The organism is Leptotrichia sp. HSP-342, assembly GCF_041199995.1.
GTDB lineage: Bacteria > Fusobacteriota > Fusobacteriia > Fusobacteriales > Leptotrichiaceae > Leptotrichia > Leptotrichia mesophila.
Map to the genome: position 1 here is coordinate 673,028 of NZ_CP165646.1, position 23,709 is coordinate 696,736.

A 23,709-nucleotide genomic window follows, 5' to 3' on the forward strand; every position below is an offset into this window, starting at 1 on the left:
TTCAAAAATAAGATTAATAGGTTATAATAATATGAAATGATTAAAATTTAGGAGGAAAAAATATGTCAATATTAGTTTTTGGACACAAAAATCCAGATACAGATACAATTTGTTCAGCGATTGCTTATGCGGAACTGAAAAATAAATTGGGAAAAGATGTTAAGGCTGCAAGACTTGGAGAAATTAATGAAGAAACCAAGTATGCCTTGAACTATTTTAAAGTTGAAAAGCCTGAATTAGTGGAAAATGTGGCTGGAAAAGAAATAATACTGGTGGATCACAATGAGAGAACTCAAACTGCTGAAGGATTTGAAGAAGCAAAAGTTCTGGAACTAATTGATCATCACAGAATTTCAAACATTAACGTAGATGAGCCTTTATATGCAAGATTAGAGCCTGTTGGATGTACTGCGACAATTATTTTAAAATTATTTAAGGAAAATAATCTTGTACCAAGCAAGGAAACGGCAGGACTTATGTTAAGTGCTATTATTTCAGATACATTATTGTTCAAATCTCCAACTTGCACAGAATGTGATGTAAAGGCTGGTAAGGAACTGTCTGAAATCGCTGGAGTAAATACGGATGAGTATGGTCTTGAAATGTTAAAAGCTGGAACTGCACTTGGAGATAAATCTGAAGCAGAACTGTTAAATATGGATATGAAAATCTTTGAAATTGATGGTTCAAAAATTGGTGTTGCACAAGTTAATACTGTAAATGAAGCAGAAGTTTTGGAAAGAAAAGAAAAATTACTTGCTGAAATTGATAATATCATTGCAAAAGAAGGATTAAAATTCTTTATGTTTGCAATCACAAATATTTTATCAAATGATTCTGTGGCTCTAGTTTCAGGAGATGGAAATGATATTATCGAAAAAGCGTTTGGAGAAAAAGTTGACAGCAACTTAGTAACTTTGAAAGGTGTAGTTTCAAGAAAGAAACAAATTATTCCGCCATTGACAAAAGCGATTCAAGGATAAATTTATAAAAATAAAAAATAAGGATTTTAAAAATGGCAATAGTAAAATTTAAAAAAAGAGAAGAATTAAAAATATTATTTGCAATAAAGCTGCCTACAATAATTTCTGAACTTTATAAGGAAGTTAGAAGCAAAAAGACAGCGAATGAAATAATAAGAAATTCTCTTAATATGAAAAAAAATAGGGTAATTAATACATTGGAACTGGTAGATGGATTTGGAAATCAGTTTTCTGTCCTTGTAATTTATGATAATATTATGGAAGAAAAGGAGCTTCTGAAATATAATTTGGAAATTGAGGATATAGATTTCAGAATTTTGGAATTTGATTTCAATGGTAAAATGGAAATTGAAGAAATGATAGGGCATGTGAAGAGGCTGTACAGCAACTAGCTGTTTTTTATGGGAAAATGTGCAGTAACTATGCTTAAAATAGCGAGGAAAGTTTATGAAGAAGAAAATAACGATATTGGCTGGCATACTGATGATTTTACTAGTAGGAATTGCAGGTGCAGAGGAAAAGAAGGCAAACAAGTCGAGAGAAAACAAAAAATTCGAAAAAGCCATGAGAAGTTTTGAAATGGAAGCGGTTATTATGACAACGAAGGGAAATATATCTTTTTACCTATATCCCGAAGCCGCTCCTAAAAATGTGGCAAATTTTGTTTTTCTAGCGAAAAATAACTTTTATAATGGACTCACTTTTCATAGAATTATTCCAAATGGACTGATTCAGGGAGGAGATTCTGTGGGAGATGGAACGGGAACAACTGGCTATTATTTGAAAGATGAGTTTACAGACTGGCTAACATTTGCACATGAAGGAATGCTTGCTTTTGCAAATTCGGGGCCTGATACGAACAGTAGCCAGTTTTTCATAACGATGAGTCCAATGACTAATCTTAATAAAAAGCATACTATTATTGGAGGAACAAAAACTCGTGAAGATCTGGGCGTGTTAAGAACATTGAGACAGGATGACAAGATATTGAATATTGATATAAAAGGTAAAAAAATTGATAAATTTCTGGATTATTTTCCTGAGGAAGTTAGTGAATGGGAAAGTAAGCTTGTGAAACCTGCAAAACGTTAAAGAATAAAAGCTCCTGATTAACATTTAGGAGTTTTTCTTTTGAGTATATTTAAATTTAATTTAGATTTGTCGTTGCTGTTCACAAGTAGTAGTAAAAGTGATATAATAATAACAAATAGATAATGGAATGGGGGAAAAATGCATAGGGAATTTGCAGAAATTTACGATACTTTTATGAAATATGTAAATTATGATGTATGGTATAAATTTTTAAGAATGTTTATTGAGAAAAAAGGAGCAGTTCTTGATTTAGGATGTGGAACAGGGGAATTTGTCTGGAGATTTCTTAGGGATGGATTTCCTGTAATCGGAGTGGATTTATCTGAAAAAATGCTAGATATTTCAGAAAAAAAACTGGTTGGAAAAAACTTAACAGATAGCAGTTATAAGCTGATAAAGGATAATATTATAAATTATGAAAATAAGACAGTATTTTACAAAAGTTTGGATGTTAGTGAAAATGAGAAAATTAGTGAAAATTATGATGAAATACATCCAGTTGACTATATTATCTGTAATTTTGACACGGTAAATTATTTAAAAAATGAAAAAGATTTCTTTAAATTTATTAAAAAATGTGAAAAAAATCTGAAAAAAGGTGGATATTTAATTTTTGATGTTGTAACAGAGGATATTTTTGAGGAAATATTTGAAAACGACATATTTCTAGATGAAGAACCTGAATACACAAGTATTTGGCGGCATGAGAAAATAAGTAAGAAAAAACATATCGTGGAGATTGATTTGTTTATTCGTGAGAATGAAAATGATAATTTATTCAGGAAATATAATGAAATTCAGGAAAAATTCATCTATGATCCTGAATGGATTGTGGAAATTGTTCAGAACAAAGGGTTTGAAGTATTTGATACAGCTTCTAATCCTGAATTTGGAGAAAGCAGAATATTTTTTGTATTAAAAAAATTGTAGTTTTTAAATACTTGAACTTTTTGATATTACGCTGAAAAATTAAGAAATACGAGGGGAATAGTTGTAATTTTACTAAAAAATAAGAAGGAAGTAATTTTATGGAATTTGAAAATGAAAATGAAATTTTAGAAAAAAATAACTTGACTGAAGAGGAAAAACGAAAACAAAGGATCTTTGAGATTGAAAAGAAGTTGGGAAGGCATAATAATGAGAAGGAAATGAAAAATAGAAGAAATAATAAAATAATGAAATATTTTGCACTTGCTACAAATATGGTGTATATTTTGTCCTTGCCAATTCTTCTTATGCTTGGACTTTATATGCTTCTAAAAAAATATCTGTTTAAGACGGATCAGCCTCTTGTTCTTGTCATTTTTCTTGTAATTGGGGCAGTATCAGGCTACTGGTCGCTCATAAAGCAGGTAAACAACATAAAATAATATTGGATTTAGATGTTAATTGTAGAGAAAGGCAGGGGAAATGCTGGAAAGAATGCCAAAAAATATAAAAAAGGTATATACTGTTTCGATTTTTATTATGATATTTCTTGTTATTATGGGAATATTTCTTAATTGTGTGGAACTTTATTTTGGATATTTAGTCGGAGCCATTATTTCTCTAATAAATATAAATTTACTTGTAAATGGAGTGCATAAAATTCTCTATTTCCAAAATAATCCAAAGTTTAGGGGAAATTTTGAATATTTAAAACGAATGGCTATATTTTGCCTTGGAATGTTTATTGTTGGGAAAGTTAGTCAAAAATATTTTGAAAGTCATGTTTTAACAAATATTGCAGCAACAGGAGCTGGAGCATTAAATTTTAAAATTGCATATTTATTGTGTCATTTTAAAGAAAAACTTTTTTTCAGTAAAAAATAGTAATTAAAAATTATTTAAAATAAATTTAGTATTAAACTTGAAAAATGAAAAAAGTGTAGTATAATTAGAATGAAAATATTTACTAAAAAAAATTGAAAAGAGGTAAAAAAATGGCACAAAGAATTATTTTGAACGAAATTTCGTATCATGGTTTTGGAGCAATAAACCATATCCCAGAGGAAGTTAAGAAAAACAAATTCAAAAAAGCGCTTATATGTACAGACAAGGGGCTTTTAGAATTTGGCGGAGTTTCAAAAATTACAGATTTGCTGGATAAGGAAAATTTAGCTTATGAAGTTTTTTCTGATATTCAGCCAAATCCGACTATTGAAAATGTAAAAGATGGTGTTGAAAAGTACAAATCTGCAGGTGCTGACTACATTATCGCAATTGGTGGAGGTTCACCAATGGATACTGCAAAAGCAGTTGCCATTATTATCAACAATCCAGAATTTTCTGATGTAAGAAGCCTTGAAGGTGTTGCAGACACTAAAAATAAATGTGTACCAATTATCGCTGTTGCGACAACAGCTGGAACTGCTGCAGAAGTTACAATTAACTATGTAATCACAGATGTTGAAAAAGACAGAAAATTTGTTTGCGTTGATCCGCATGATTTACCAATTGTGGCAATTGTTGACCCTGGAATGATGACAAGCATGCCAAAAGAACTTACCGCTGCGACTGGACTAGACGCTTTAACTCATGCAATTGAAGGATTTACAACAAAAGCCGCTTGGGAAATGACTGACATGTTCCATTTAAAAGCCATTGAATTAATTGCAAAATATTTGAGAAGCGCTGTAAATAATGAACCTGAAGGACGTGAAAAAATGGCACTTGCTTCATATTTAGCTGGAATGGGATTCTCAAATGTAGGACTTGGAATTGTACACTCAATGGCACATCCGCTAGGAGCATTTTATGGTACTCCACATGGAATTGCAAACGCAATAATTCTTCCAACTGTAATGGAATACAATGCTGAATTTACTGGAGAAAAATTTAAAGCTATCGCAAAAGCATTTGGTGTAAAACATACAAGAACAATGTCACCAGAAGAATATAGAAAAGCTGCAGTTGATAAAGTAAGGGAACTGGCAAGCGATGTTGGAATTCCAAACAACTTAAAAGGAATTATGGATATAAAGGATTTGGACTTTATTGCTGAATCCGCATTAAATGACGTTTGTACAGGTGGAAATCCACGGGATACAAATTTAGAAGATATAAAAGAATTATATAAGAAATTGTTATAGTTAAATTATCAATGTCGTGATTTTTTGGAAATAAAAATTACTGTCTGAGCGAAGCGAGTTTAATTTTTGTTTTCAAAAAATACTTAGACAAGCCAGGTTTGCAAAGGGGATGGCGACTGTTCCCCTTTGCTTAAAAAAAAAGAAAAAATACCATAAATTATTGGAAAAAATATTCATTAATAATAATTCATTTTATGAAACTAAAAAGTAATTGTTTATCTAAATATTAAAGAATATAACAAATATATTTTAAAGTTTTTTATTTATACAAATTCTCAACATATTCACTTCTTCCTCCATTTTCATCATAAACAAAAATTGGCATTTCAATAGAAAATCCTTTCTTTGCATCTTTTATTGCTTCTAAAAGGCAAATTTTTGAGTTTTCATTCCATTTTGTATAGCAGTTTTTCATTCGTTTTGGCTCTAAATTATATTTTTGTAAAAGTGATAGAACTTCTACTAGACGTTCGCTTCGGAATACAATTGAGAAACTTCCCATATTTTTTAATAAGTAAGAAGAAATTTTTATTATTTCTTCAAGTGTTAAATTAATATTATGTCTTGCGTTTGCCAGTTGTTCCAAATTGTTTGTCTGGGAAATGTCGCCGGTAAATTCAAAATATGGGGGATTTGTAACGATGGTGTCAAATTCGTCACGGTTAAAAATATCTTCATAATTTTTTATATCTTCGTTTATTATTTTAACCTGATTTTCAAATTTATTACCATTAATATTTCTTATGGCAATTTCTGCCATTGTTTCTTGTAATTCTATGCCTGTAATTTGAGCTTTTGACCGCTGTGCCAGAAGTAATGCGATAATTCCACAGCCAGTCCCAATATCAAGGATTTTTTTAGTTTTTCGATTAATTTTTACAAAGTCTGCAAGCAAGACAGAATCAAGTGTAAAGTTTTGAAAGTCATTTCGTTGAATAACTTTCATATTTTTTATTGGAGTAACTGTTTCTTCTCCGTTTTTTTTCATAAAATGTAACTCCTTTTTCTTTTTATACTAATACTATTCCCCATTTAAATAGGGAATATTTAATAAATTTTGTAAAATATCTTAATACTGTAATTTATTATAAAAATAAATGCGGAAAATAATTCCCGCAATTAAAATTTGTAAATTCATAAATATTTATTATAATTCTCCAGCGTAGTTATGATGAACTTTTTGAACATCATCGTCATTTTCCAGAGTGTCAATTAATTTTTTAAGTTTTTGCAAATCCTCTTCGCCAAGAGTATCAACTTCGATAGATGGCAAATATTGAATATCTGCTTCTAGCAATGTGTATCCTGCATTTCTTAAAGCATCTGCTACTGCATCAAAGTTAGATGGTTCAGTTGTGATATAAAAACTGTCATCCAGAGTTTCCATATCCTCCATTCCAGATTCAAGTGCTACTTCCATTAATGCTTCCTCATCAATATCATCAGTTTTTTCAATAATAATCTCACCTTTTCTTCCAAACATATACGAAACTGATCCAGAAACACCAAGATTTCCACCATTTCTATCAAAAGCTACTTTTACAGATGAAGCAGTTCTATTTTTATTATCAGTAAGAGCCTCTACGATGATAGCAACTCCTGCTGGTCCGTATCCTTCGTAATTTAACGTTTCAAAAGCTGTCGAACCGTCAGTTCCTGCTCCTTTCTTGATTGCCCTGTTAATATTGTCATTAGGCATATTAATCGCTTTTGCTTTTTCGATTGCGTGTTTTAGGGCTACGTTAAATTCAGGATTTTCTCCGCCTCTTGCTGCTACTGTTATAAGTCTAACCAGTTTTGTGAATGATGCGGCTCTTTTTTTATCCTGTGCTTCCTTACGCCCTGCTATTGTACCATGTCTTCCCATTTTTTCCTCCTAAATTAATTATATGAAAATTATATCATAAAAAAAAAGTCTAATCAATGGGGAAATTAAAGGAATTTTTGATAATAAAAAAAATTATTGGGTATATTGTCAAATTAAAATGTGAAAAAAAGTAAAAATAAATTTGCCAAATATGAAAAAATAATGTAAAATATAACTAAATAATAATACAGTTAAAAGGATGTGATCTTGATGAAAAAAACAATTATGTTTTCTATATTAGGTATCTTGCTGTTTTCATTAGCAAGCTGCGCCTCTTTTGAAAATCTTGAGAGAGAAAGACAGGAAAGAGGGGAAAAATGTAGAAACGGTGATGCAGGAAACTGGAGATACTGTGATTACATAAATAACGCCGCCAAAAAATAGGATTATCTGAAAATAATATAGAGCCGTTGAAAAGAGAGAATCTTTAGACCAGCTCTATTTTTTTTGTGGAAAATATTTCCTAAAAAATGATAAATTTTGAAAAATAATAGGAAAAAGAATAAAAATTATGCTACAATGTCTGTATAAAATAAATTTTTAACAAAGAACTTTTAGAGGAGAAAAGTATGGAACAAACTGAAACATTGATAAAAATTAATAATCTTGTTACAAGTTTTCGGATAAAAGATGAATATTTTCCTGCTGTGGATAATATTTCGCTGGAACTTAGAAAAAATGAGATACTTGCGATAGTGGGAGAGTCAGGATGTGGAAAAAGTACACTTGCAACTTCTATTATTGGACTGCATAATCCGATTAACACAAAATTGACAGGGGAAATCAATTTTGAAGGGAAAAATTTGGTAGAAATTGATGAAGAAGAATACAATAAAATTAGAGGAAATAAAATTGGAATGATATTTCAGGATCCTCTATCGGCGTTAAATCCACTGATGAGAATAGGGGAACAAATTGAGGAAGGAATGATTTATCATACAAAATTGTCCAAAACTGAAAGGGAAACCAGAATGCTGGAATTACTACAGAATGTAGGAATAAAAAATCCAAAACGTGTAGCAAGGCAATTTCCGCACGAATTATCTGGAGGAATGCGTCAAAGAGTAATGATTGCAATAGCACTTTCATGTAAACCTGAAATTATTATAGCCGATGAGCCGACAACAGCATTGGACGTTACAATACAGGCACAAATATTGGATTTACTAAAAACTTTGCAAAGTGAAATAAACGCTGGGATTATCCTGATTACACATGATTTGGGCGTTGTTGCTGAAATGGCAGACAGAGTGGCAGTAATGTATGCTGGAGAAATTGTAGAAATCGCAAACGTAAATGATTTGTTCAATAATCCAAAACATCCCTACACAAGATCTCTGCTAAATTCAATACCGCAACTTGACACAGAAACAGAAAAATTACACGTAATTCAAGGAATTGTTCCATCGCTAACTAAATTAGAGAGAACAGGTTGCCGTTTTTCTCAAAGAATTCCGTGGATAAAAGAAAGTGAACACGAAAAAAATCCAACATTGCATGAAGTGGAAAAAGAGCATTTTGTAAGATGTACTTGCTGGAAAAATTTTCATTTTGAAAAATAAACTAATCGTACCTTAGAAGGTTAGTTTAAATTAAAAAATTTTAAAATTTTTTGAATAATAGTAAGTTTTTCTTTTATATTTTCAAATTTCTTTTAACGTAAGGGCATCAGACGCCATGCCCTTTTTCGAAATAAAAGTTATTTTAACATGTATAACTGACTACTACTTAGAGATAATGGCGAAACGTTCTACGAACTACCCCGCTTAACGCAAAACTTTCTTATAAAAGAAAAAGAAAACTCGCTTTTGAATATAGATTATTTTATTATGAATAAGTGAATTTTATTTCAAGTATATTTCAAAAGCTCAAACAGTTCTTTTTCTTCTAACGAAATTTTGCTTGGAAATTTATTTAAGCAAATTACTTGTTATGATTAAATTAAAAATGTTGTATTTTTTTGAAAATAAAAAATATAAAAATTATAGATAAAACAATTATTAATTAAAATAAATTACATATTTTAAAATTTAGGTTATTAAATAATATTAAAGAAGGGAATAAATAAAAATATGAGTTTTATTGAAGTGAAAGACTTGAAGGTTCATTATCCTATTCGTGGGGGCTTTTTCAATAAGGTAATTGACCATGTGTATGCTGTGGATGGTGTTAGTTTGACTATTGAAGAAGGGAAGACTTATGGACTTGTGGGAGAGTCGGGGTCTGGAAAGTCTACGATTGGGAAAGCGATAATTGGGCTGGAGAAGATAAAAAATGGAAAGATTATTTATGAAGGTAAGGAAATTGATGGTAAGTTTCGGAATAGAAGAAGTGAATATAATAGAAACGTGCAGATGATTTTTCAAGATTCATTATCTAGTTTAAATCCTAAGAAGAGAGTGCTTGACTTGATTTCTGAGCCTTTGAGAAATTTTGAGAATTTGACTTCAGATGAGGAAAAGAGGAAGGTATCAGAACTGCTGGAAATTGTAGGAATGAACAGAGAAGATATTTACAAATATCCACATGAATTTTCTGGCGGACAGAGGCAGAGGCTGGGAATTGCACGGGCTGTTGCTACAAAGCCTAAATTGATTATAGCAGATGAGCCTGTGTCGGCACTTGATTTATCTGTTCAGGCACAAGTTTTGAATTATATGAAGGATATTCAGGAGCAGTTTGGGCTAAGTTATCTTTTTATTTCTCACGATTTGGGAGTTGTAAAGCATATGTGCGATTATATGTTTATAATGTATCGTGGAAGGTTTGTGGAAACTGGGATAAAAAATGATATTTATAAAAATCCTGAACATTTTTACACAAAACGGCTAATTGCTGCAATTCCAGAAGTACATCCTGAAAAAAGGCTAGAAAATAAAAAAAGACGATTAGAAATTGAAAAGGAATATTTGAAAAATGAAAAAAAATATTATGATGAAAATGGGCGTGTCTTTGATTTAAAAAAATTAACAGATACCCATTTTGTCGCTATTAAAGATGAAATAATGCAAAATAACGGAAAAGGGGGAAAATAATCAATGTGGAAAACAGTTTTACGAAGAATTCTGGTTATGATACCGCAACTATTTATACTTAGCCTATTAATCTTCATTTTGGCAAAACTTATGCCGGGAGATCCGTTTACTGGGCTGATTACACCACAGACTGATCCTGCAGCACTTGAAGAATTGCGAAGAAAGGCAGGGTTGCTGGATCCTTGGCATATTCAGTATGTAAGATGGCTAAAAAATGCCGTTTCTGGAAATTTGGGAATGAGCTACACTTATAATGTTCCTGTAAAGACGCTTATTGGAGAACGGGCAGTAAACACATTTATTTTGTCGCTGCTTAGCCTTATTTTGACATATTGTATTGCAATACCGCTTGGAATGCTTGCTGGACGTTATCAGAACTCATTTCTTGATAAATTTGTTACATTTTATAATTATGTGAGCTATGCGATTCCGACTTTTGTGCTTTCGCTTATAATGATTTGGTTTTTTGGATATACGCTTGGATGGTTTCCAACAACTGGATCTGTGACGGCTGGACTTAATACTGGTACTTTGGGACATATTTTGGACAGGATTTATCACATCATATTACCTGCAATTACGTATGCATTGCTGGGAACAACTTGGATTGTGCAGTATTTGAGAAATGAAGTAATTGATGCCAAGAATCTGGATTATGTGAAAACAGCGAAAAGTAAGGGAGTACCAGAAAATAAAGTTTATTCTAGACATATTTTCAGAAATTCGATTTTACCGATTGCAGCGTTCTTTGGATATTCGATAACAGGGCTTCTGGGAGGTTCGATTTTTATTGAAAAAATATTCAGTTACCCTGGAATGGGAGGACTATTTGTAAATTCAATTATAACACGGGATTACAGCGTTGTTACAGCATTAATACTGCTGTTTGGATTTTTAACATTGCTTGGAAGTTTGCTTTCAGATATTATTCTTAGCATTGTTGATCCCAGAATTAGAATAGAGTAGGTGGTGAAAAAATGTCTAATAATGAAATTTTAAAGAAAAATAATGAAAAAGCAGAAAATTTTGATGAAATTAAGAAAAGTAGCAAGCCGACTGGAATTAGTGTTATTGTGAGGGAGATTTTAAAAGATAAATTGGCACTTGCTTCGCTTATTATTCTTGTAATTCTTTTTGGAATAATTTTTATCGGATCACTTTTTGCAAATCAGGAGGAAATTATGAAAATAAGCCTTCTAGATAAATATGCCATTCCTATGAAAGAGGGATTTTGGCTAGGTTCTGATTCTGGTGGGCGTTCAATATTGGGGCAACTGATACTAGGTGCTAGAAACTCGATTATTATTGGTTTTACAATAACAATTTTGACATCAGGAATTGGGATATTTTTTGGTTTGATTGCAGGATATTATGGAAAATGGGTGGATAATGTGATTATGAGAGTTATCGATTTTATTACGATTTTGCCTACACTTATGATCATTATTGTGTTTGTTACTATTGTTCCAAAGTACACTATAGCAACTTTTGTGCTGATAATGAGTGCATTTTACTGGGTTGGAGCAGCAAGGCTGATTAGAAGTAAGGCACTTGCTGAAAGTCAGAAAGATTATATTTTGGCTTCAAAGACTATGGGAACAAAGGATTTTACGATAATTTTCAGGGAAATACTGCCTAACTTGAGTTCAATTATAATTGTGGAATTGACATTAGGATTTGCTGGAAATATTGGAATTGAAACAGGGCTTAGTTTTCTTGGCTTTGGATTGCCGCTTTCTACTCCGAGCCTTGGGACTTTGGTTGGTTATGCAGCAGATCCGGAAGTATTGTCTACAAAATTATGGATTTGGCTTCCGGCATCAATATTGATTTTAATTATGATGCTATGTATTAATTATGTCGGACAAGCTTTAAACAGGGCGGCTGACGCAAAACAGAGAAGAGGATAAAATAAAAAAGGAGAACAGTATGAAAAAATGGAAATTATTAATCACGCTTCTTGTATTGATATTCGTAGTTTCGTGCAATCCTGGTAAAAAGAGAAGTGAAATGCCAGGAGCAAAACTGAATTTATCATTATTTCCAGAAAAAACATCAAACAATGAGCCTGCAGTGCAAGGCGGAACTTTGCAAGTGGCGTTAGTAAAGGATAATCCATTGGTTGGAGTCTTTAATGAGACGTTCTATTCAGATGGTTATGATGGTGAGATTATTTCAATGTTTTTAAGCTCGGGTATATTTGAAGTGGATGAAAATTTTGAAATAACAGACAAAGGACCTGCCATTCTTACAGTTGATGCAAAAAATAAAAAAGCTACAATAAAAATAAAAGATGGTATAAAATGGTCCGACGGACAGCCTCTAACTGCTGATGACATCATTTTACCTTATGAAATTGTAGGGCATAAAGATTATACAGGAGTTCGATATACTGAAGAAAGTCAAAAGATTGTTGGAATGAAGGAATATCACGATGGGAAAGCCCCAAATATTTCAGGTATAAAAAAAATAGATGATAAAACGGTGGAAATTTCATTTTTACAACTAGGACAAAGCATTTATACAGTTGCAAACGGACTAGTTGGAAATGCACTACCAAAACACTATTTAAAAGGAATTCCAATAAAAGAATTGATTTCATCGGATAAAATTAGAATGAAACCAGTAACATTAGGACCATATAATTTAACAAAAGTTTCACGTGGAGAAAGTCTAGAATTTACAGCGAATCCTTATTATTACAAAGGAAAGCCGAAAATTGAAAAGGCAATAGTGCAAGTCGTAAATTCACAATCTATAGTGGCGGCATTAAAAGCTGGGAAATATGATTTTGTAATGAGCATGCCTGATTCTCTTTACAACAATTATAAAGATTTTAAAAATATAGAAACATTAGGACAACAGGATTTGTATTATTCGTATTTGGCTTTTAAGCTGGGGCATTATGACAAGTCTAAAGGGGAAAATGTGACAGATCCAAATGCCAAGATGTCGGATTTAAGATTACGTCAAGCTCTTGTGCATGCGATAAATGTTCAGGAAATAGCACAGGCATTTTATTTTGGGTTAAGACAGGAAGCAACTTCATCAATTCCTCCTGTTTTCAAGAAATATTTTCCAAAGGACCTGCAAGGTTATCCATACAATCCTGAAAAAGCAAAGCAATTACTGGATGAAGCAGGATACAAGGATGTAAATGGCGACGGAATCCGTGAAGATAAACATGGAAAGCCCTTTGAAATAAAGATGGCATTTATGGCAGGAGGCGATGTGGCAGAACCACTTGCACAAAACTACATTCAAAGCTGGAAAAAAATAGGGATAAAAGCAGTTCTTACATCGGGAAGATTGCTAGCTTTTCAGAATTTTTACGAAAAAGTGCAAGGAGATTCTAAAGATATAGATGTATTCTTTGGAGCTTGGGGAGTTGGAACAAGTTTAGATCCAACTGGCTCAGCAGGAAGAAAATCCCAGCTTAACTTTTCTCGTTTTGCATCAGAAGAAAATGACAGGCTAATAGGTGAAATATTAGGAGAAAAATCATTAACAGTTCCAAATTATAAAGTGGAAGCATACAAAAACTGGCAAAAATACTATATTGGACAAGCGGCAGAAGTTCCGTTAATGTACAGATATAAACTTTATCCAGTAAATAAAAGATTAAAAAATGTTTATATTGGATATGATTCTTCAAAAAAAGATGAAGGGATTCATAAGTGGGAATTGACAGCAGTTGCTCCAATGAGATAGATTTTAGAAAAATTTTATATACAAAATTAAGATAATGGATAAATGATATTAATTTTAACAAAAAGTATTGAAATAATGCTAAAAAAGTGGTAAAGTGAAGTGGAAATAAAATATTTAGGAGGAAATATGAAAATTGACAAAGCTGAATTAAAGGACAATATTCTTAGGGAACTGAGAAGGCAATATGGGAAAACTCTTGAAGAAGCTCATGAATTTGAGTTATATAATGCGATTTCAAAAGTAGCTTTGGATTACGCAATGGAAAAATGGTACAATACTAAAAAAACTTATGCTAAAAAACAGGTAAAACAAACGTACTATTTTTCAGCAGAATTCCTAATGGGAAGATTTTTGGGGAATAATCTGATTAATTTGCAAATTAATGACGTTATAAAAGAAACATTGAATGAATTAGGCGTAGATATTAACAAAATTGAAGACCGTGAGATGGATGCAGGACTTGGAAATGGAGGGCTTGGAAGACTTGCTGCATGTTTTCTAGATTCGCTTGCAACATTGGCATTACCAGGACATGGATATGGACTTAGATACAAATACGGAATGTTTGAGCAAAAAATCGAAAATGGGTTCCAAATGGAATATCCAGATGACTGGACAAAATATGGGGATCCTTGGTCAATCAAAAGAATGGACAGAGTATTTGAAGTAAAATTTGGCGGGCAAATTGAAGTTCATCGTGATGAATTTGGGAAAGAATACTTTAAACGTGTAAATACGGAAACAGTTCATGCTGTACCTTATGATGTGCCAGTTATCGGTTATGGAAACGATACTGTAAATACGTTGAGATTGTGGGAAGCAAGATCTCCTGAAGGATTTGACTTAAAATTATTCAATGATCAGACTTATTTACAAGCTTCTGCAAAAGCAGTTCAAGCTGAAGATATTTCAAGAGTACTGTATCCAAATGATACTGAAAAAGATGGAAAACAATTAAGATTAAAACAGCAGTTTTTCTTTACATCAGCTTCATTACAGGACATTATCAGAAGATACAAATCAGTTTTTGGAAATGATTTTTCAAAATTTGCAGAAAAAGTGGCAATTCAGCTAAATGATACACATCCAGTTGTTGCAATTCCTGAATTAATGAGAATTTTCTTGGATAAGGAAAAATTAGGATGGGATGAATCTTGGAACATTTGTAAAAATGTATTTGCATACACAAACCATACAATTTTATCAGAAGCATTGGAAAAATGGGATATTTCACTATTTCAGCCATTACTTCCAAGAATTTATCAAATTATCGAGGAAATCAATAGAAGATTTGTCGCAGAATTACAGCAAAAATATCCAGGAGACTGGGAAAGAATCAACAAAATGTCAATCATTGGAGATGGACAAGTTAGAATGGCATGGCTTGCAATCGTAGGATCGCACAAAGTAAACGGAGTTGCGGCATTGCATACAGAAATTCTTAAAAATAGCGAGTTAAGAGAATGGAATGAATTGTATCCTGAAAAATTCCTAAACAAAACAAATGGAATTACTCAAAGAAGATGGCTATTAAAAGCAAATCCAGAATTAGCTGCATTAATTACAGAATTAATTGGAGACAAGTGGATTACAGACTTGTATGAACTAAAAAAATTGGAGCAATACTTAGATGATGACAATGTTTTAAACAGAATTGCTGAAATTAAGCTACACAATAAGGAAAAATTGGCTAAATATATAAAAGATACAACAGGAATCGAAGTAAATCCTCATTCTATCTTTGATATTCAAGTTAAGAGATTACACGAATATAAAAGACAGCTTTTAAATGTACTTCATATTATGGACCTGTACAACAGATTAAAAGAAAATCCATATCTAGATATTGAGCCAAGAACATTTGTCTTTGGAGCAAAATCAGCTGCTGGATACAGACGTGCAAAAGGAATTATCAAATTAATTAATACCGTTGCAGAAAAAGTAAATAACGATAGCGACATTAACGGAAAAATCAAAGTTGTGTTCCTTGAAAACTATAGAGTTTCACTTGCAGAAAAAATATTCCCTTCAGCAGATGTATCAGAACAAATTTCTACAGCAAGTAAGGAAGCATCTGGAACTGGTAATATGAAATTTATGCTAAACGGTGCATTAACTATTGGAACAATGGACGGGGCAAATGTGGAAATTGTTGAAGAAGTTGGACTTGACAATGCCTTTATCTTTGGACTTTCTGCACAGGAAGTTGAAAATTATCAAGCACATGGAGGGTACAATCCATTTGACGAATATAACAGCGTAGAAGGACTTAAAAAAGTTGTGGATCAGTTAGGTGATGGAACTTATAACGATAATCATACAGGAATCTTCAGAGAACTACAAAATTCATTGTTATACGGAGTAGATGGTTCTCGTCCAGATGTATATTTCCTATTAAAAGATTTCGCATCATACAGAGAAGCTCAAGATAGACTTCAAAATGCCTTCAAAGATAAAAGAGAATGGACTAGAAAAGCTCTTAAAAATATTGCAAATGCAGGTAAATTCAGTTCAGACAGAACAATTGACGAATATGCAAAAGAAATTTGGAACATTGAGCCAGTTGAAATTCAAGATTATATAGAAGATTAATTTTCTTATGTAAAAAACAGCTCTAAAATTACCAATACTGAAGTAAAATTAATTCTGAAAAAATTTAGACAGGCTGGAAAATAAGGACTGCTTCATTATGAAGCAGTTTTTTAAGTTATATTCTGTTAACCTGTTTGATAATTATATAATACTAAATCCCATTTCAAAAATAGAAAAAACTATTATTAATCATAATACTTATAAATAAAATTATAAAAGTCTTTAAGACGGATACTTAATGATTAAATTTAATTAAAAGAATATTTTAACAGCCACATAGATTGTATAATAGTATAATCTTCTAAAAAAGACTCTAATTCCATGGATTTTCTGATTTCTGTTACTTGAATGGGAAATAGTATTATTTATGCTGAACTGATAAAAGTGGGTAATACTAGAATATAGACTTAAATAGTTATAATTTTTTAATGACTTTGTTATAGTTTGACAATACAAATATAATGTGATAACATTAATTAAATAAACTAAAAAAAAGGGAAGTGATTTGAATGAATGAATTGATAAAACAATTGCAAAATAGACGTTCTGTAAGGGAATTTACAGGGGAAAAGATAAAAGAAGAAGATTTGAAGACAATACTTGCAACAGCTCAAAGAGCTGCGAATTCAGTTAATGGACAGCAAACTTCATTGATTGTTGTAAGAGATAAGGAAAAATTGGCAAAAATTGCAGAACTTTGTGGAGGACAGAAGCATATTGCAGAAGCTGACGCTTTTGTATTTGTATTAGTTGACTTCCATCGTGGAGTTTATGCGGCAAATTCTGTTGGAAAGAGAAATATCGCTCCAAAATCTGCGGATGGGATTTTAGTTGGTGCAGTAGATGCCGGAATTGTTGTAAATGCCTTGCAGACAGCAGCTTTTGCTCTTGGATACGGAAGTACCGTAATTGGAGCAATTAGAAAGGAAACAAAGGAATTTATAAAAATGCTTGGGTTACCAGAATATGTATTCCCAATAGTAGGAAGTACGCTTGGAGTGCCTGTGGAAAGAAAATTAACTAGAGTAAAACCAAGAGTTCCGTTAGATACATTTGTATTTGAGGATACCTATGATGCGAAAAAAGTAGAAGAAGGAGTGGAATTTCACGAAAAAGATACAGTGGCTTGGCGTGAAGAAAATGGAACACCGCAATTACCGTCATACAAGGAAAGGATTCAGATTTGCTGATGAACTAGATGAGAAATAATCAATGGAATTTTTTAAAGCTGACGGATTAGTTTATTTTAAAAAATGAAAATCATATTTTAATTATTTGAAAATATTAGATTTATATCATTTAGTTGGAAAAGTTTATAATAACTTTATTATTTAAAGGGCTTTAGTATAAAATTACTAGATCGAATTATTTTTGAAATTAAATGAAAAAGTAGGAGAAATTCTAAATTTATTTAATTTTTATCATTTAATCTGGTTTAGTTTTAAAAGTAAAGTGGGAAAGAGAAAAGATTATGAATTTTTTAGCACATTCACTAATTTCGCTCGAAATTGATGAGCAGGAAAATAAAAAGACATTATATGGAAATTTTGCAGGTGATTTTTATAAGGGGCTAGTTGATAAAATAGAGCTTCCTGAAGAATTGAAAGAGGGAATTGTCCTGCATCGGATAATTGATGGAATTTCTGACAGGAATGAGAATTTTTTGAATGAATTACTTGTGGAAAAATTTGGTATTTTTAAAGGAATTGTATCGGATATGTTTATTGACCATTTTTTAGCCAAAGATTTTGATAGGCTATTCAATGAAAATATTAATAATATTGAAAAGAAGATACTGTATAATATATCTGAAAGTCAGAGTTTTTTTCCAAAAAAATTTGCAGGAACATTTAAATGGATTGAAAGTGAAAAAGTAATGTCTAATTATAAAAATATAGATTTTTTAGAACGTGCATTTTATGGAATTTCTCAAAGAGTCAGAAAAGGAGAAATTTTAAGGCTAGCTGTAAAAGAGCTGGAAAAAAATTATATTGCTTTTGAAGAAAAATCTATAAAAGAATTTTTTTATGTGAAAGAAGAAAGTGTAAAAAAATTTATAAATATGGGAATAAGAAAAAACTGATTTTATAAATTGGAGAAAGAAGGAGAATGGTGAAGTTTATGAAAGTAAAAAAAATATTGATGGGATTAATGGTTCTAGCAGGATTGGCGGCTGTACCAAACATAGTGAATGCGGCACCATCTACAAAAGAGACTGCACAAGTTAAGAAGTATGATTCCTTGAAAACAGCTGCAACAGATTATGCAAAAGCTTTGCAGGAAATATCAAATTATGGTTCAAGAAAAATGCTTAAATCAATAAATCCAGATGTGGATAAATATGTAGCAAAAGCAAATAATTCAGCATTAAAGAAACAATGGGAAGAGTCGAATACAATGCTTATTGAACAATTTGAAGTTTCTGTGTATCAAGTGAATGAAAATGGGAATAACGGGGAAGTTGTATTTTTAGTAAAAGGATACGATGAAAAGGCTTTGGATAAGTATTTAGGAGATAATGCGAGCAAATATGTAACAAAAGTTGATAATAGCAAGGATGAAGTAGAAGTTGATATTGAAAAATATATAAAATTACAATATGATTATTTGAAAAAAACTAAGAAAATAAATTTGGCAACATCAACAGTTAAATTTGTAAAGGGCAGCGATAATAAATGGCAAGTTGTTAAATAATATTCTTGCTTTACATAGATTAGTTTTTAAAGTTCAATATTTTTAAAATTTTTATATAAAAGTTATTAAAAGTGTGATAAATAACACACTTTTTTTGTTTAACCAATTAAATATAGAAAGTATGTAAAGATAACAATTTGTATTTGATAAATATGTGTAAATATTATTTAATTTAAGATTTGAAACTTTAAATGGGAAATAGTATTGGTTATACATAATAAATATAGAAGATGCAGGAGAAATATTAAGAAGATTATGTGAATAAAAGAGGGAGAAGGAAATGACATTACAGCAACTAAAATATGTAGTAACAGTCGCTGAAAAAGGGACATTAAGTGATGCAGCAAAAGAGCTGTTTGTTTCACAGCCAGCACTGACAAAAGCAATAAAAGAGCTGGAAGATGAGATGAATATAACGATTTTTAACAGGACAAATAAAGGAGTAATTGTTTCACTTGAAGGAGATAGGTTTTTGGGATATGCTAGGCAAGTTTTAGAACAGACGGATTTGTTGGAAGAAGAATATAAAAAAGGAAATAAGATAACTCGGAGATTTTCGGTATCAACTCAGCATTACTCATTTGCGGTAAATGCTTTTGTGGATGTGATTAAGAAGTTTGGAGAGAATAAGTATGATTTTACACTTAGGGAAACACAGACTAATGAGATAATTGAAGATGTAAGCAAGAGAAAAAGTGAAATTGGAATTTTATACACTTCGGGAGCGAATAAAACTGTAATTGAGAAATTGATAAAAAGAAATAACTTGAAATTTATTGAGCTGTTTACTGCAAAGCCACATGTTTTCATTAGTTTTAATCATCCTTTAGCAAAAAAGGAAAGCATCAGTCTTGAAGATTTGAAGGAATATCCATATCTGTCGTTTGAACAAGGAGACTATAACTCTTTTTATTTTTCAGAAGAAATATTGAGTACACTTGACAGGGATAAAAATATAAAAGTGAGGGACAGGGCGACTTTATTTAATTTGGCAGTTGGGCTTAACGGATACACGGTAAGTACAGGAATAATTAGTAAAGAGCTAAATGGAGAAAATATTATTGCAAAACCGCTGGAAGTGGATGAATATATGAAAGTTGGAATTATAATGCAGAAAAATATTGAATTAAGTGTTTATGGGAAAGTTTATGTGGAGGCTTTGAAGGAACATTTGAAATATACAGAAATTCCCTAAGATTAAAGAATATTGATATAAACAAAAGTTATAACAAACTAAAAAATAAATGTATTTTACAGAAAGAACATATTTGTATATAATAACTTCATAAAATAATAACAAATAAGGGAGTTGATAATATGTGTACAATAAATGCACCTCATAGACACGATACTGTAGGAAGTTTTTTGAGAACTGAGAAATTAAAAAAAGCTAGAAATGATTTTGAAAAGGGAAAAATTGACAAGAAAGAATTGGAAAAAGTTGAGGATGAAGAAATTAGAAAAATTGTGGATAAACAAATTGAATTAGGATATACAAGTGTTACAGATGGGGAATTTAGACGTAGTTACTGGCATTTGGACTTTTTCTAGGGATTCAATGGAATTGGGCATGTGCATGCTGAGAAAGGTTATGAATTTAATGGTGTTGTTACCCGTGATGATACTGCGATTGTTACTGGAAAAATTAGTGGGGAAAATCATCCATTTGTGAAACATTATACATTTTTGCGAGATTTAGTAAAAGATAAAAAAGGTGTGGAAGCTAGATTTACGATACCTGCTCCAGCACAATTTTATGCAGAATTAGTAAGGGAAGATAAGCATGTGGCGGCACTTCTTAAAGTTTATCCTGATTTTATAGGATTGGAAGACGATATTGTCAGTGCCTACAAAACTGTTATAAATGACTTGTATAACGAAGGACTTAGAACTTTGCAAATTGATGACTGTACTTGGGGTTGTCTTGTAGACGATGACTTTATTGCTTCATTTATTGAAAAAAGTGATAGGGATAAAGAAATTATCAGGCAAGAATTTGCAGAAAGATTTCTAAATATAAATAACAGGGTATTTCAAAATAATCCAGAAAATTTGGTAATTAATACGCATGTTTGTCGTGGAAATTATGCTTCTACCTGGTTTGGGAAAGGCGGATATGACAAAATTGCAGATGAGCTTTTTGGAAAAGAAGATGTAAATGCCTATTATTTGGAATTTGACACAGAAAGAGCAGGTACTTTTGAATCACTTGCAAAAGTTTCTGGAGATAAAAAAGTTGTTTTAGGATTAATAACTTCTAAAAATCCAACATTGGAGGAAAAGGAAAGTGTAATTGCACGTATAAAAGAGGCTTCAAAATATGTGCCGCTCGACAGGCTTTATTTGAGTCCGCAGTGTGGATTTGCTTCAACAGAGGAAGGAAATAGGCTTACAGAAGAGGAGCAATGGGCAAAACTTAGATTTATTAAGGAAATTTCAGATGAAGTATGGGGAGAAAATTAATAATAATTTGATTTATATTTATAAAAGTGTGTTGTTTATCACACTTTTTTTTATGAAAATATGTTAAAATAGGTTTGAGAATCAAAATATAATTGAACTTTTTTATGTTATAGTAAAACTGCTTTAAAAATAAACTCAAAAGGCTATGACTATTTTATTCAAACCCTAAATCTATATAATTTTAGTAGTTTAATTTTAAATAGGTTTGAGTATAAATTAACAAAATTAAATATTTCTAATAATTGAGAAGAATAGCAGTAATTTAAAAATTTGGCATAAAATGTTACTAGTGTATATTATTTAAGCAATAAAATCATATAAAATTTGGTTTTAAAATTTTAAAAAAGAAGTTTTATTTGGTTGAAAAAAGATTATAAAAAATAGAAGGTGGTTATTATGGCACAGGATATGAAAAATTATCTAAAATTAGATCTTGAGAAAATCGAGAAAATGACTCAAATAAAAAAAGATTATATTGAAGGAAAGACTGATTTTGAGACTACTAAAAAATTGATAAAAGAAAACTTTGACAAGATGACAGCGAGCGAATTTGCTTATTCAGAGCAAAAAATTAAAGAACTTGGATTTGATGACAATACGGTTCATGACAAGATGAATGATGTTTTAGGGCTTTTTGAGGATATTATTGTGAAGGATGAATTTGACTTGCCTGAGGGGCATCCGATAAATACGTATATTTTGGAAAATGAAGCGGCTAGAAAGCTGATTGCGGAAATGAAAGAAGAGTTTGGGAAAAAGTTTATAAAGAACAGATGGCTTGAACTTTATGAAAAATTATCTCAATTTAACCCCACACATCTTGCAAGAAAACAGCATCAATTATTTTCAATATTAGAGAAAAAAGGGTTTGACCGTCCATCAAGAATAATGTGGAGCTTTGATAATAACGTGAGAGATAGCATAAGTGAAGCATATAAATTGCTTGAAAATGATAAAATTGAAGAATTTTTGGAAAAACAGGAAAATGTGTGGGAATTGACGCTTGATATCATGCATAAGGAAGAAGAAGTGCTTTTTCCAACTTCCATGAAAATGATTAATGAAGAAGAATTTAAGCAAATGCGTGCAGGAGATGATGAAATTGGGTATTTCCTAATTGATAAACCAACTGGATTTTATCCTGAAAACATAGAAAAACAAGATGACAATAGTAACCAGTCTGTAAAAGAGAAAACTGTAAAATCAGAAACTAATGTTCAGAATAATCAAAATGCTGGAAACTTTATGAATGACCTTGCAAGTCTTATGGCAAAATATAATATGGGAAGCGAAAATAAAGAAAATGAAGTTTTTGATGTAAAGCAGGGGAAATTAACGCTTGAACAGATTAATCTTATTTTTCAGCATATGCCTGTGGACTTGTCTTTTGTGGATGAAAATGAAATTGTGAAATTCTATACGGATACTAAACATAGGGTTTTCCCAAGAAGTGCAGGAGTTATAGGGCGTGATGTTAAAAACTGCCATCCAAGAGAAAGCGTCAGTTCCGTACTTGAAATAATAGACGCTTTTAGAAAAGGGGAGCAGGACGAGATTGACTTTTGGCTGGAAATGCGTGGAAAATTCATTTATATCTATTATGTGGCTGTAAGAGATGAAAATGGAGTGTTTAAAGGTGTTCTGGAAATGATGCAGGATGTTACTAGAATTAGAAGTCTTACAGGAGAAAGAAGGCTTGTAACATGGGAAAATAAAGGTAAAGATGAGAAAAAAGAAGAAACAGGAGAAGTATTTACAAGCAAGTATAATTTGACTGCAAAAACTGTAATAGGCGATATTGTTAAAAAATATCCGTATATTAAAGAATATATGCCATTAATTTCTCCAGAATATAAACGTCTTTTAGATCCTGTTCAATATATGATGATGTCTAAAATAGCGACTCTTCAAATGATTGCAATGCGAGGGGAATTGGAACTTGATTATTTGATTATGATGATTGAGGCTAAAATTGATGAAGAAGAAAATAAAAATAAATAAATTTTGAAATTAATAAACATAAAGAAAATAAAAGTATCTGTTTGATGAAAATAAAGTCATTCGGATACTTTTTAATTTAGATTATAATAAAAAATACTGGAAATCCCAGTTTGATTTGTAACAAATTTTTTTAACAATTCTTAATAGTTTAAATTCCTGGAAGTGTAAAACAACTCTCTTAATATCGTATTTCTTAAAAT

The 23,709-nt window shown here is 31.2% G+C and carries 23 protein-coding genes; 21 read left to right on the top strand and 2 right to left on the bottom strand.

Features of this window, described 5'->3' with window-relative positions; translation table 11 throughout:
- Positions 1–62: 62 nt before the first annotated feature.
- The 7 genes from AB8B23_RS03415 (at position 63) to fucO (ending at position 5,146) form a co-directional block, all read left to right on the top strand.
- Positions 63–983 carry a manganese-dependent inorganic pyrophosphatase gene (locus AB8B23_RS03415; protein WP_369713434.1) on the top strand — a complete coding sequence of 307 codons (921 nt, stop codon included), beginning with the start codon at positions 63–65 and terminating at the stop codon, positions 981–983.
- A gap of 32 nt (positions 984–1,015) precedes the next feature.
- Positions 1,016–1,375 (top strand): hypothetical protein, encoded by a 360-nt coding sequence (locus tag AB8B23_RS03420; RefSeq protein ID WP_369713435.1) that lies wholly within the window; start codon positions 1,016–1,018, stop codon positions 1,373–1,375.
- A 55-nt stretch (positions 1,376–1,430) separates the two neighbouring features.
- A complete protein-coding gene (locus AB8B23_RS03425; RefSeq protein WP_369713436.1) occupies positions 1,431–2,075 on the top strand; it encodes a peptidylprolyl isomerase in 645 nt (214 codons plus the stop codon).
- A 138-nt stretch (positions 2,076–2,213) separates the two neighbouring features.
- On the top strand, positions 2,214–3,005 hold the full coding sequence (locus tag AB8B23_RS03430) for a class I SAM-dependent DNA methyltransferase (RefSeq protein WP_369713437.1): 792 nt from the start codon (positions 2,214–2,216) through the stop codon (positions 3,003–3,005).
- Between the two features lie 98 nt (positions 3,006–3,103).
- Positions 3,104–3,445, top strand: coding sequence for an AtpZ/AtpI family protein (locus AB8B23_RS03435; RefSeq protein WP_369713438.1), 342 nt, complete (start codon positions 3,104–3,106; stop codon positions 3,443–3,445).
- A gap of 40 nt (positions 3,446–3,485) precedes the next feature.
- The gene (locus tag AB8B23_RS03440) at positions 3,486–3,887 is read left to right on the top strand and encodes a hypothetical protein (protein ID WP_369713439.1); all 402 of its coding nucleotides are present in this window, start codon (positions 3,486–3,488) and stop codon (positions 3,885–3,887) included.
- A gap of 110 nt (positions 3,888–3,997) precedes the next feature.
- Positions 3,998–5,146 (top strand): lactaldehyde reductase, encoded by a 1,149-nt coding sequence (gene fucO, locus AB8B23_RS03445; protein WP_006804852.1) that lies wholly within the window; start codon positions 3,998–4,000, stop codon positions 5,144–5,146.
- 259 nt (positions 5,147–5,405) lie between these two features.
- Here the strand turns inward: fucO and AB8B23_RS03450 are convergent, their stop codons facing one another.
- Both AB8B23_RS03450 and AB8B23_RS03455 read right to left on the bottom strand, forming a co-directional pair.
- On the bottom strand, positions 5,406–6,134 hold the full coding sequence (locus AB8B23_RS03450; protein ID WP_369713441.1) for a tRNA1(Val) (adenine(37)-N6)-methyltransferase: 729 nt from the start codon (positions 6,132–6,134) through the stop codon (positions 5,406–5,408).
- A gap of 159 nt (positions 6,135–6,293) precedes the next feature.
- Positions 6,294–7,013, bottom strand: coding sequence for a YebC/PmpR family DNA-binding transcriptional regulator (locus tag AB8B23_RS03455; RefSeq protein WP_369713442.1), 720 nt, complete (start codon positions 7,011–7,013; stop codon positions 6,294–6,296).
- A 210-nt stretch (positions 7,014–7,223) separates the two neighbouring features.
- On the opposite strand from AB8B23_RS03455, the gene AB8B23_RS03460 reads away from it, so the two are divergent.
- The 14 genes from AB8B23_RS03460 to AB8B23_RS03525 all read left to right on the top strand — a co-directional run bounded on the left by AB8B23_RS03460 (position 7,224) and on the right by AB8B23_RS03525 (position 23,509).
- Complete coding sequence (locus tag AB8B23_RS03460) at positions 7,224–7,397, top strand: hypothetical protein (protein WP_154669751.1); 174 nt, start codon at positions 7,224–7,226, stop codon at positions 7,395–7,397.
- Positions 7,398–7,582: 185 nt separating this feature from the next.
- Complete coding sequence (locus tag AB8B23_RS03465; protein WP_369713443.1) at positions 7,583–8,575, top strand: ABC transporter ATP-binding protein; 993 nt, start codon at positions 7,583–7,585, stop codon at positions 8,573–8,575.
- A gap of 510 nt (positions 8,576–9,085) precedes the next feature.
- Positions 9,086–10,048: an ATP-binding cassette domain-containing protein gene (locus AB8B23_RS03470; protein WP_369713444.1), complete on the top strand. Its 963-nt coding sequence runs from the start codon at positions 9,086–9,088 to the stop codon at positions 10,046–10,048.
- Between the two features lie 3 nt (positions 10,049–10,051).
- On the top strand, positions 10,052–11,014 hold the full coding sequence (gene opp4B, locus AB8B23_RS03475; protein WP_369713445.1) for an oligopeptide ABC transporter permease: 963 nt from the start codon (positions 10,052–10,054) through the stop codon (positions 11,012–11,014).
- Positions 11,015–11,025: 11 nt separating this feature from the next.
- A complete protein-coding gene (locus tag AB8B23_RS03480; RefSeq protein WP_006804843.1) occupies positions 11,026–11,958 on the top strand; it encodes an ABC transporter permease in 933 nt (310 codons plus the stop codon).
- A 19-nt stretch (positions 11,959–11,977) separates the two neighbouring features.
- Positions 11,978–13,759 (top strand): oligopeptide ABC transporter substrate-binding protein, encoded by a 1,782-nt coding sequence (locus AB8B23_RS03485; protein ID WP_369713447.1) that lies wholly within the window; start codon positions 11,978–11,980, stop codon positions 13,757–13,759.
- A gap of 126 nt (positions 13,760–13,885) precedes the next feature.
- On the top strand, positions 13,886–16,351 hold the full coding sequence (locus AB8B23_RS03490; RefSeq protein ID WP_369713448.1) for a glycogen/starch/alpha-glucan phosphorylase: 2,466 nt from the start codon (positions 13,886–13,888) through the stop codon (positions 16,349–16,351).
- 509 nt (positions 16,352–16,860) lie between these two features.
- A complete protein-coding gene (locus tag AB8B23_RS03495) occupies positions 16,861–17,541 on the top strand; it encodes a nitroreductase family protein (RefSeq protein ID WP_369713449.1) in 681 nt (226 codons plus the stop codon).
- Positions 17,542–17,822: 281 nt separating this feature from the next.
- Positions 17,823–18,434 carry an ACP phosphodiesterase gene (locus tag AB8B23_RS03500; RefSeq protein ID WP_369713450.1) on the top strand — a complete coding sequence of 204 codons (612 nt, stop codon included), beginning with the start codon at positions 17,823–17,825 and terminating at the stop codon, positions 18,432–18,434.
- 38 nt (positions 18,435–18,472) lie between these two features.
- Entirely contained in the window at positions 18,473–19,045 is a 573-nt protein-coding gene (locus AB8B23_RS03505; protein ID WP_369713451.1) for a hypothetical protein, read from the top strand.
- A 280-nt stretch (positions 19,046–19,325) separates the two neighbouring features.
- Entirely contained in the window at positions 19,326–20,240 is a 915-nt protein-coding gene (locus AB8B23_RS03510) for a LysR family transcriptional regulator (RefSeq protein ID WP_369713452.1), read from the top strand.
- 122 nt (positions 20,241–20,362) lie between these two features.
- Entirely contained in the window at positions 20,363–20,596 is a 234-nt protein-coding gene (locus AB8B23_RS03515) for a hypothetical protein (RefSeq protein WP_369713453.1), read from the top strand.
- Positions 20,597–20,617: 21 nt separating this feature from the next.
- On the top strand, positions 20,618–21,508 hold the full coding sequence (locus AB8B23_RS03520) for a 5-methyltetrahydropteroyltriglutamate--homocysteine methyltransferase (protein ID WP_369713455.1): 891 nt from the start codon (positions 20,618–20,620) through the stop codon (positions 21,506–21,508).
- A 396-nt stretch (positions 21,509–21,904) separates the two neighbouring features.
- The gene (locus tag AB8B23_RS03525; protein ID WP_369713456.1) at positions 21,905–23,509 is read left to right on the top strand and encodes a PAS domain-containing protein; all 1,605 of its coding nucleotides are present in this window, start codon (positions 21,905–21,907) and stop codon (positions 23,507–23,509) included.
- Positions 23,510–23,709 lie beyond the last annotated feature (200 nt).

Excerpts from the sequence above, each read along its gene's own strand:
- AB8B23_RS03415 (WP_369713434.1), top strand. The coding sequence starts at position 63 with ATGTCAATATTAGTTTTTGGACACAAAAATCCAGATACAGATACAATT.
- AB8B23_RS03420 (WP_369713435.1), top strand. The coding sequence starts at position 1,016 with ATGGCAATAGTAAAATTTAAAAAAAGAGAAGAATTAAAAATATTATTT.
- AB8B23_RS03425 (WP_369713436.1), top strand. The coding sequence starts at position 1,431 with ATGAAGAAGAAAATAACGATATTGGCTGGCATACTGATGATTTTACTA.
- AB8B23_RS03430 (WP_369713437.1), top strand. The coding sequence starts at position 2,214 with ATGCATAGGGAATTTGCAGAAATTTACGATACTTTTATGAAATATGTA.
- AB8B23_RS03435 (WP_369713438.1), top strand. The coding sequence starts at position 3,104 with ATGGAATTTGAAAATGAAAATGAAATTTTAGAAAAAAATAACTTGACT.
- AB8B23_RS03440 (WP_369713439.1), top strand. The coding sequence starts at position 3,486 with ATGCTGGAAAGAATGCCAAAAAATATAAAAAAGGTATATACTGTTTCG.
- fucO (WP_006804852.1), top strand. The coding sequence starts at position 3,998 with ATGGCACAAAGAATTATTTTGAACGAAATTTCGTATCATGGTTTTGGA.
- AB8B23_RS03450 (WP_369713441.1), bottom strand. The coding sequence starts at position 6,134 with ATGAAAAAAAACGGAGAAGAAACAGTTACTCCAATAAAAAATATGAAA.
- AB8B23_RS03455 (WP_369713442.1), bottom strand. The coding sequence starts at position 7,013 with ATGGGAAGACATGGTACAATAGCAGGGCGTAAGGAAGCACAGGATAAA.
- AB8B23_RS03460 (WP_154669751.1), top strand. The coding sequence starts at position 7,224 with ATGAAAAAAACAATTATGTTTTCTATATTAGGTATCTTGCTGTTTTCA.
- AB8B23_RS03465 (WP_369713443.1), top strand. The coding sequence starts at position 7,583 with ATGGAACAAACTGAAACATTGATAAAAATTAATAATCTTGTTACAAGT.
- AB8B23_RS03470 (WP_369713444.1), top strand. The coding sequence starts at position 9,086 with ATGAGTTTTATTGAAGTGAAAGACTTGAAGGTTCATTATCCTATTCGT.
- opp4B (WP_369713445.1), top strand. The coding sequence starts at position 10,052 with ATGTGGAAAACAGTTTTACGAAGAATTCTGGTTATGATACCGCAACTA.
- AB8B23_RS03480 (WP_006804843.1), top strand. The coding sequence starts at position 11,026 with ATGTCTAATAATGAAATTTTAAAGAAAAATAATGAAAAAGCAGAAAAT.
- AB8B23_RS03485 (WP_369713447.1), top strand. The coding sequence starts at position 11,978 with ATGAAAAAATGGAAATTATTAATCACGCTTCTTGTATTGATATTCGTA.
- AB8B23_RS03490 (WP_369713448.1), top strand. The coding sequence starts at position 13,886 with ATGAAAATTGACAAAGCTGAATTAAAGGACAATATTCTTAGGGAACTG.
- AB8B23_RS03495 (WP_369713449.1), top strand. The coding sequence starts at position 16,861 with ATGAATGAATTGATAAAACAATTGCAAAATAGACGTTCTGTAAGGGAA.
- AB8B23_RS03500 (WP_369713450.1), top strand. The coding sequence starts at position 17,823 with ATGAATTTTTTAGCACATTCACTAATTTCGCTCGAAATTGATGAGCAG.
- AB8B23_RS03505 (WP_369713451.1), top strand. The coding sequence starts at position 18,473 with ATGAAAGTAAAAAAAATATTGATGGGATTAATGGTTCTAGCAGGATTG.
- AB8B23_RS03510 (WP_369713452.1), top strand. The coding sequence starts at position 19,326 with ATGACATTACAGCAACTAAAATATGTAGTAACAGTCGCTGAAAAAGGG.
- AB8B23_RS03515 (WP_369713453.1), top strand. The coding sequence starts at position 20,363 with ATGTGTACAATAAATGCACCTCATAGACACGATACTGTAGGAAGTTTT.
- AB8B23_RS03525 (WP_369713456.1), top strand. The coding sequence starts at position 21,905 with ATGGCACAGGATATGAAAAATTATCTAAAATTAGATCTTGAGAAAATC.